General features: G+C 69.8%; 5 protein-coding genes. 4 read left to right on the forward strand and 1 reads right to left on the reverse strand.

Annotated elements, in window-relative coordinates:
* Positions 1-7: 7 nt before the first annotated feature.
* Positions 8-2,041: a thioredoxin domain-containing protein gene (locus tag KBX21_RS22575; protein WP_210843549.1), complete on the forward strand. Its 2,034-nt coding sequence runs from the start codon at positions 8-10 to the stop codon at positions 2,039-2,041.
* Between the two features lie 88 nt (positions 2,042-2,129).
* On the opposite strand, the gene KBX21_RS22580 is transcribed toward KBX21_RS22575, so the two are convergent.
* Positions 2,130-3,497, reverse strand: a complete 1,368-nt coding sequence (locus tag KBX21_RS22580) for a serine/threonine-protein kinase (RefSeq protein WP_049568670.1) — start codon at positions 3,495-3,497, stop codon at positions 2,130-2,132.
* A 314-nt stretch (positions 3,498-3,811) separates the two neighbouring features.
* Here KBX21_RS22580 and KBX21_RS22585 point away from each other — a divergent pair, with 314 nt between their 5' ends.
* The 3 genes from KBX21_RS22585 to KBX21_RS22595 all read left to right on the forward strand — a co-directional run bounded on the left by KBX21_RS22585 (position 3,812) and on the right by KBX21_RS22595 (position 6,943).
* A complete protein-coding gene (locus tag KBX21_RS22585; protein WP_049568674.1) occupies positions 3,812-4,423 on the forward strand; it encodes an RNA polymerase sigma factor in 612 nt (203 codons plus the stop codon).
* A 93-nt stretch (positions 4,424-4,516) separates the two neighbouring features.
* On the forward strand, positions 4,517-5,278 hold the full coding sequence (locus KBX21_RS22590) for an isoprenyl transferase (RefSeq protein WP_049568677.1): 762 nt from the start codon (positions 4,517-4,519) through the stop codon (positions 5,276-5,278).
* 306 nt (positions 5,279-5,584) lie between these two features.
* Positions 5,585-6,943, forward strand: coding sequence for a PhoH family protein (locus tag KBX21_RS22595; RefSeq protein WP_049568681.1), 1,359 nt, complete (start codon positions 5,585-5,587; stop codon positions 6,941-6,943).
* Positions 6,944-7,163 lie beyond the last annotated feature (220 nt).

Consider the following 7,163-nt stretch of genomic DNA (forward strand, 5'->3'; position numbering starts at 1 on the left):
TGGAACCATGTCCAACCGCCTGAGCGACGCGACCAGCCCGTACCTGTTGCAGCACGCCGACAACCCGGTGGAGTGGTGGCCCTGGGGCGAGGAGGCCTTCGCCGAGGCCCGCCGCCGCGAGGTCCCCCTCCTCATCTCCGTGGGCTACGCGGCCTGCCACTGGTGCCACGTCATGGCCCACGAGTCCTTCGAGGACCACGAGACCGCGAACCGGATGAACGAGCTGTTCGTCAACGTCAAGGTCGACCGCGAGGAACGCCCCGACGTCGACGCCGTGTACATGGAGGCCACCCAGGCCATGACCGGCCAAGGTGGCTGGCCCATGACCGTGTTCGCCACTCCCGACGGCGCGCCGTTCTACTGCGGCACCTACTTCCCCCGCGACCACTTCCAGCGGCTGCTCGAGGGCGTCGGCTCCGCCTGGCGGGACAAGCGGGCCGACCTCCTCGACCAGGGCCGCCGCGTGGTGGACGCGCTGGCGGCCCCGCGCCGCCTGGCCTCCTCCCCGCCACCGACCGCCGCCGACCTCGACCTGGCCGTGCAGGCCCTGGTCCGCGACTACGACGTGGTCAACGGCGGGTACGGCGACGAGCCCAAGTTTCCGCCGTCCATGCTGCTGTCCTTCCTCACCGCTCAGCACGAGCGCACCTTCCCGTTCCAGAGCGCCGACGAGCCCACGCCCGCCGCCCTCATGGCGGGCGGCACCGCCGTGGCCATGGCCAGGGGCGGCATGTACGACCAGATCGGCGGCGGCTTCGCCCGCTACACGGTCGACGGCGCGTGGGTGGTCCCGCACTTCGAGAAGATGCTCTACGACAACGCCCTCCTGCTGCGCGCCTACGCCCGCCTCTCCCGGCGCCCGGTGGGCACCGACCCCGCCGCCGTGGCCGGACGGTCCCTCATGCTCAGGGTGGTCCAGGAGACCGCCGACTGGATGCTGCGCGACCTGCGCACCGCCGAGGGCGGGTTCGCGTCGGCCTTGGACGCCGACAGCGAGGGCGAGGAGGGCACCTACTACGTGTGGACCCCCGATCAGCTCACCGAGATCCTGGGGGAGGAGGACGGCGCCTGGGCCGCCGAACTGTTCGAGGTGACCCCGCAGGGCACCTTCGAGCAGGGCACCTCGGTGCTCCAGCTCCGCCGGGACCCCGACGACCCCGAGCGCTACGACCGCGTGCGCGCCGCCCTGCTCACCGCTCGCGCGGACCGGGTCCCGCCCGCCCGCGACGACAAGGTGGTGGCCGCGTGGAACGGCCTGGCGATCGCCGCGCTGGCCGAGGCGGGCGCCCTGCTGGAGCGCCCCGACTGGATCCGGGCGGCCCGGGAGGCGGCCGACCTCGTCCTCGACACCCACGTGATCCGCGGACGGCTCGTGCGCACATCCCGGGACGGTCGCCCGGGGCCCAGCGCCGGGGTGCTGGAGGACTACGCCGACCTCGCGGAGGGGCTGATCGCCCTGCACGGCGTGACCGGTGAGGCCCGCTACGTGCGCGAGGCCGGGAGCCTGCTCGACACCGTCCTGGACCACTTCGGCGACGACGACGGCGGGTTCTACGACACCGCAGACGACGCCGAGAAGCTGTTCAGCCGCCCCCAGGACCCCACGGACAACGCCACACCCTCGGGCCGGTTCGCCGCCGCCTCCGCGCTGCTCTCCTACGCGGCCCTGACCGGCGGCGAGCGCCACCGGGCCGCCGCCGAGGGCGCACTGGCCGTGGTTCCGCTGCTGGCCGAGAAGGCCCCGCGCTTCGCCGGTTGGGGCCTGGCCGCCGGTGAGGCGTTGCTCAGCGGGCCGCGCGCCGTCGCCGTGGTGGGGGAGCCGGGTGACCCGGAGACCGAGGAGCTGGTGCGTACGGTGCTGCGGTCGGCGCCCCTGGGCACGGTGCTCTCCCGGGGAGACGGAAACGACAGCGGGGGAGTGCCCCTGCTCGAACAACGAGTCCGCGTCGGCGGCAGGGCCACCGCCTATGTCTGCGAGGGTTTCGTCTGCAAACTCCCCGTCACCACTCCGGAGGAACTCAGGGCGCAGCTGACCCTTTAGTCGGCCTCAAGTCGGCTTTTTGGTTGAAATGTGAACCACATTCGTCCGATGCGCCGCATTTCCAGGGGAAGAGGCGGACCCCAAAGGGTCACAGCAGCTCAATGCCCTCGACGATCTCGTCCACGACGTCGGGACGGTAGTCGGGCTGACGGATTTCCAGGTACACGGTCCTGGGGGTGTCCGGCGGGTGCACGGCGACGGAGGCGAAAGCACCGTTGCCGTTGCACTCGGGCCACTCCCAGACCATTCCCTGCCAGTCGCCGTCGTTGATCGCCCGCTCCTCCGGTTGCCCCGGGCAGGGTTTGGTGTCGGCGACGGTGTCCAGGTTCGGCGCACCCGGGACCACGGTCGCGTACACCCCGTACGAGGGGACGTCGGTGGAGTGCCAGTCGTCCACGTCGGTGGCGGCCAGCAACCCCTGCCCCGCTCCGGCGTCGGTCACGGAGTCGCGGGCGTCGTGGTCGGTGTGGAACTCCCGGGCCCACACGGAGGGCACGTCCACGCGCATCTCCATGGCGGAGTTGCGCACGGTGGTCAGCGCCATGCCGGGCGCCCCCAGGGACGAGCTGACCCCGGCGACGAGCAGCCCGCAGGCCAGGACCAGGGCGCCCGCCCGCTGCCAGGGCATCCGGTAGCGGCGCCACCAGGACGAGTCCTCGGGCATGTTGGGCGCCATACGGATGGCACGGACGCGGTCGGTGAAGGTCTTGGCGTCGGCCGGGCGGCTCTCCCGGTCCACGGACAGCGCGGACAGGATCAGTTCGTCCAGCGCCGGAGGCAAACCTGGCCGAATCCGGCCAGGCGCCACCCTCACCGGAGGCCGCGACGGTGGCCGACCCGTGATGAGCTCGTAGGCGACCGCGCCCAGCGAGTACACGTCGGAGCGCACGTCGAGGTCGCCGCCGGGGATGCTCTGCTCGGGGGACATGTACCCGGGCGTTCCCGCGGCCGCCGTGAAACCGGACGCCTCGTCGATCGCCTTCGCGAAGCCGAGGTCGGCCACGAGCACGCGCTGGCCCACGGGGGAGGACTGGAGGAGCACGTTCGAGGGCTTGATGTCCCGGTGGATCGTGCCGTGGCCGTGCAGCACGGTGATGCCCTGGCCGATCTCCGTGAGCAGCCGCAGCGCCTCGTCCAGGGGCAGCTGGCCCCGGTGGACGAGATCGGCGACACTGCCCTGGTCGGCGTAGGTCATCACCATGTACGGGCGCCCGTCGGGCAGCACGTCGACGTCGTGGACGGCCACCAACCACGTGGAGTCGGTCTGGCGCAGGATGCGCGCCTCCTCCAGGAACCGGTGCTGGATGTCCATCTGGTGCGCCCAGTTCTCGGCGAGTACCTTGATGGCCACCGGGTAGTTCAGCAGATCATCCTGCGCCAACCAGACTGTGGCGAAGGAACCGGAACCCAGGCGCCTGATGACGCGGTAACGTCCGAAGGCCTCCGGTTGGCTCATCTTCGCCTCGGTCTGTCGGGGGTGAATACGCGGTCGTTGCCCACTAATACACCATCTGCGCCTTCACGTTGACTTCCGTGGATATGATCCCCTCCCCCGGGTATCGTCGACGCCTTCGGGGCATGGAGACTGGAGGTGCCCTTCGAGTTCCGTGCGCCATGTGCACCACGGGGCGGAGATCGTGAGGATTCGTGAGGCGGGAGCCGAACGGGGCTCATAGACGTCCCATTGACGTGTGACCCTCTCATAAGTGGGCGCGTACGCGTTCGTGCGGACGATCGGACGTCTGTCGCAAGCCAGGAAGAGAATGAGCCATGCACAGTAGTGACAACTCGGAGAACGAGGAGACCCCCACCCCCCGACGTCGGGTGGCCAGCAACGTGGACGAGGAACTGGAGGAGCTCGCGCGCCGCGCCAAACACGGTGACGCCGTGGCCCTGGACGACCTCCTGCGTCGCATCCAGCCCGAGGTGCTGCGTCGCTGCGCCCGGTTCCTTCCCTACCGCCAGGACGCCGAGGAGGCCTGCCAGGACGCGCTCCTGCGGGTCGCCCGCAAGATCGACAGCTTCAAGGGCGACTCCCTCTTCACCACGTGGCTCTACACCGTGGTGTCCAACTCCGCCCGCCAGACCTACCGCTCCATGAAGCGTCGCTCCGCCGAGTTCCCCACCGAGGCCGAGCGGATGCCGCACCAGCAGGACCCGCGCACCACCAGCGTCATCGCCGGTTCGCGGATCGACCTGCTGGAGGCGCTGGACCAGCTGGAGAAGGACCGCCCCAACCTCGTGGCCCCGCTGGTGCTCCGTGACCTGTGCCAGATGGACTACAACGAGATCGCCTCGGAGCTGAACCTCGCCCTGGGAACGGTGAAGTCCCGCATCCACCAGGGGCGCAAACACGTGCGTAAATCGCTCGCCGTGACGTGACGTCCACGGGCGAACTACTCTGGAGGAATCCCCGTCGGCCCATCCGTCACAGGAGTGCGCCGTCCCATGATCCAGCTCTGAGAGGTTTCGCCAATGGGGCTCCGTGACCCCCTGTACTGGCTCTATGAGCGGCGTCTCGAACGCGGCCTGACCAGCCAGGAGATTCCCAGGCACGTCGGTGTGGCCATGGACGGCAACCGGCGCTGGGCCAAGAGCAGCGGTCTCCCGGGCGCCGAGCAAGGTCACCAGGCCGGGGCGAACAAGATCTTCGAGGTGCTCGGCTGGTGCAACGAAGTCGGTGTGCAGGTCGTCACGTTGTGGATGCTGTCCACGGACAACCTCACCCGTGACGAGAACGAGCTGGGTCCGCTCGTCCGCATCATCGAGGAGACCATCGCGCGGCTGCGCCAGGAGGGCTGGAACACGCGCCCCGTCGGAGCGCTCGACGTCCTGCCCGATTCCACTGCCCGTGCCCTGAAAGAGGCGGAAGAGGCCACATCCGGCAACCCTGGTCTGGTTGTCAACGTCGCCGTCGGGTATGGAGGTAGACGTGAGATCGCTGATGCGGTTCGGTCCCTCCTCCAGGAGGAGGCGGCCAAGGGCACCGGTATCCAGGAGCTGGCAGAGCGCCTGGACATCGAGGACATCGCCCGGCATCTCTACACGCGCGGACAACCCGACCCGGACCTGCTCATCCGTACCTCCGGTGAGCAGCGTCTCTCGGGTTTCATGCTCTGGCAGAGCGTGCACTCGGAGTTCTACTTCTGCGAGGTCTTCTGGCCCGCGTTCCGCAGAGTGGACTTCCTGCGCGCGCTGCGTGCCTACGGCGCGCGCAACCGGCGCTTCGGCTCCTGAACCCCGGCCCCACGTTCCCACCCGCCCCCGTTCCGCGGGGCGCGCCGTGTCTGTCCACGGCGGGTCCGTAACGCGGAGTTCACCGGTTGGTGGGCAAGGGACCTGGAAAACGGGCTCTCGGCCGCGTAGCGTCGAAAACAGCGGATGGCGTTCGTCCATCCGTTCGGGAGGCCCCGTCTCGTTGATCTTCTCCGCCACGGCGGGATGTCGAAGAGGAGGGCCGGACCCGGCCCTCGTGGGCCTGGTCCCGGTCCTCCATGATCCCGTGACAGCAGGGCACCCACGCGGTGCCCAAGGGGAGAACGAGTGGCTAGTTCCTCGACCGATCACCGCGACACCCAGCCCCCCACCGCCCCCGATGTGGAGGCGGTGGAGGGTAAGCGCGTCTACGTGCTCGACACCAGCGTCCTGCTCGCCGACCCGATGGCCATGGCCCGGTTCGCCGAACACGAGGTCGTCATCCCCGTGGTGGTGATCACCGAGCTGGAGAGCAAGCGTCACCACCCGGAACTCGGATACTTCGCTCGCAGCGCCCTGCGTCGACTGGACGACCTGAGGGTCGCCCACGGCCGCCTGGACGTGGCCGTCCCGGTGAACGAACAGGGCGGCACGCTCCGGGTGGAGCTCAACCACAGCGATCCGACGATCCTGCCCGCGGGATTCCGGCTCGGTGACAACGACACCCGGATCCTCACGGTGGCCCGCAACCTCCAGGCCGAGGGTGAGGACGAGAGCTCGGTCGTCCTGGTGAGCAAGGATCTGCCGATGCGGATCAAGGCCTCCTCGATCGGTCTCCCAGCCGACGAGTACCGGGCCGAGCTCGCCATCGAGCACGGGTGGACCGGGATGGCGGAGCTGGACGTGCCCGCCCACAACATCGGCGAACTGTTCTCCGCCGGTGAGAGCGAGATCGAGCAGGCCAGGGACCTGCCCTGCCACACCGGTCTGGTCCTGGTCTCGGAGCAGGGCAAGGCGCTGGGCCGGGTCCAGGCGGACAAGTCGGTCAAGGTGGTGCGCGGGGACCGGGACGTGTTCGGTCTGAAGGGGCGCAGCGCCGAGCAGCGGATCGCGCTGGACCTGCTCACCGACCCGGACGTCGGCATCGTCTCCCTTGGTGGCCGCGCGGGCACCGGGAAGTCGGCGCTGGCGCTGTGCGCCGGTCTGGAGGCCGTCCTGGAGCGCGCCCAGCACCGCAAGGTGATGGTGTTCCGGCCGCTGTACGCGGTGGGCGGCCAGGAGCTCGGCTACCTGCCGGGCAGCGAGAACGACAAGATGACGCCCTGGGGCCAGGCGGTGCACGACACCCTGTCCGCCGTGACCAGCGAGGACGTGATCGAGGAGATCGTGGACCGGGGGATGCTGGAGGTCCTGCCGCTCACGCACATCCGGGGCCGCTCGCTGCACGACGCCTTCGTGATCGTCGACGAGGCGCAGTCCCTGGAACGCAACGTGCTGCTGACCGTGCTGTCCCGGCTGGGTGAGAACTCGCGGGTGGTCCTCACCCACGACATCGCCCAGCGCGACAACCTGCGGGTGGGCCGCCACGACGGGGTCGTCGCGGTGATCGAGAAGCTCAAGGGTCACCCGCTGTTCTCCCACGTGACCCTGACCCGCTCCGAGCGCTCACCCATCGCCGCCCTGGTCACCGAGATGCTGGAGGCCTAGGGGCAAGTTCGGCGGACCACGCCCCGCCGCGCGTCGCCCCGGCGGCGTCGGCGGGGCGTTCTCACCAGTCGACGGCCGAACCGTGGGCCGAAGACACTTTCTTCGGCTCGTCCCAGCACCCCTGGGTGCACCGTGCGCAACGGTCAGCATCCGCCGGACACGGCCCAGCCGGGTCCCCGGAACCGGACCGAGCAGTCGGGTGCGCCCGTCCCACTGAACG

The sequence above is a fragment of the Nocardiopsis sp. B62 genome (assembly GCF_018070675.1).
GTDB lineage: Bacteria > Actinomycetota > Actinomycetes > Streptosporangiales > Streptosporangiaceae > Nocardiopsis > Nocardiopsis prasina.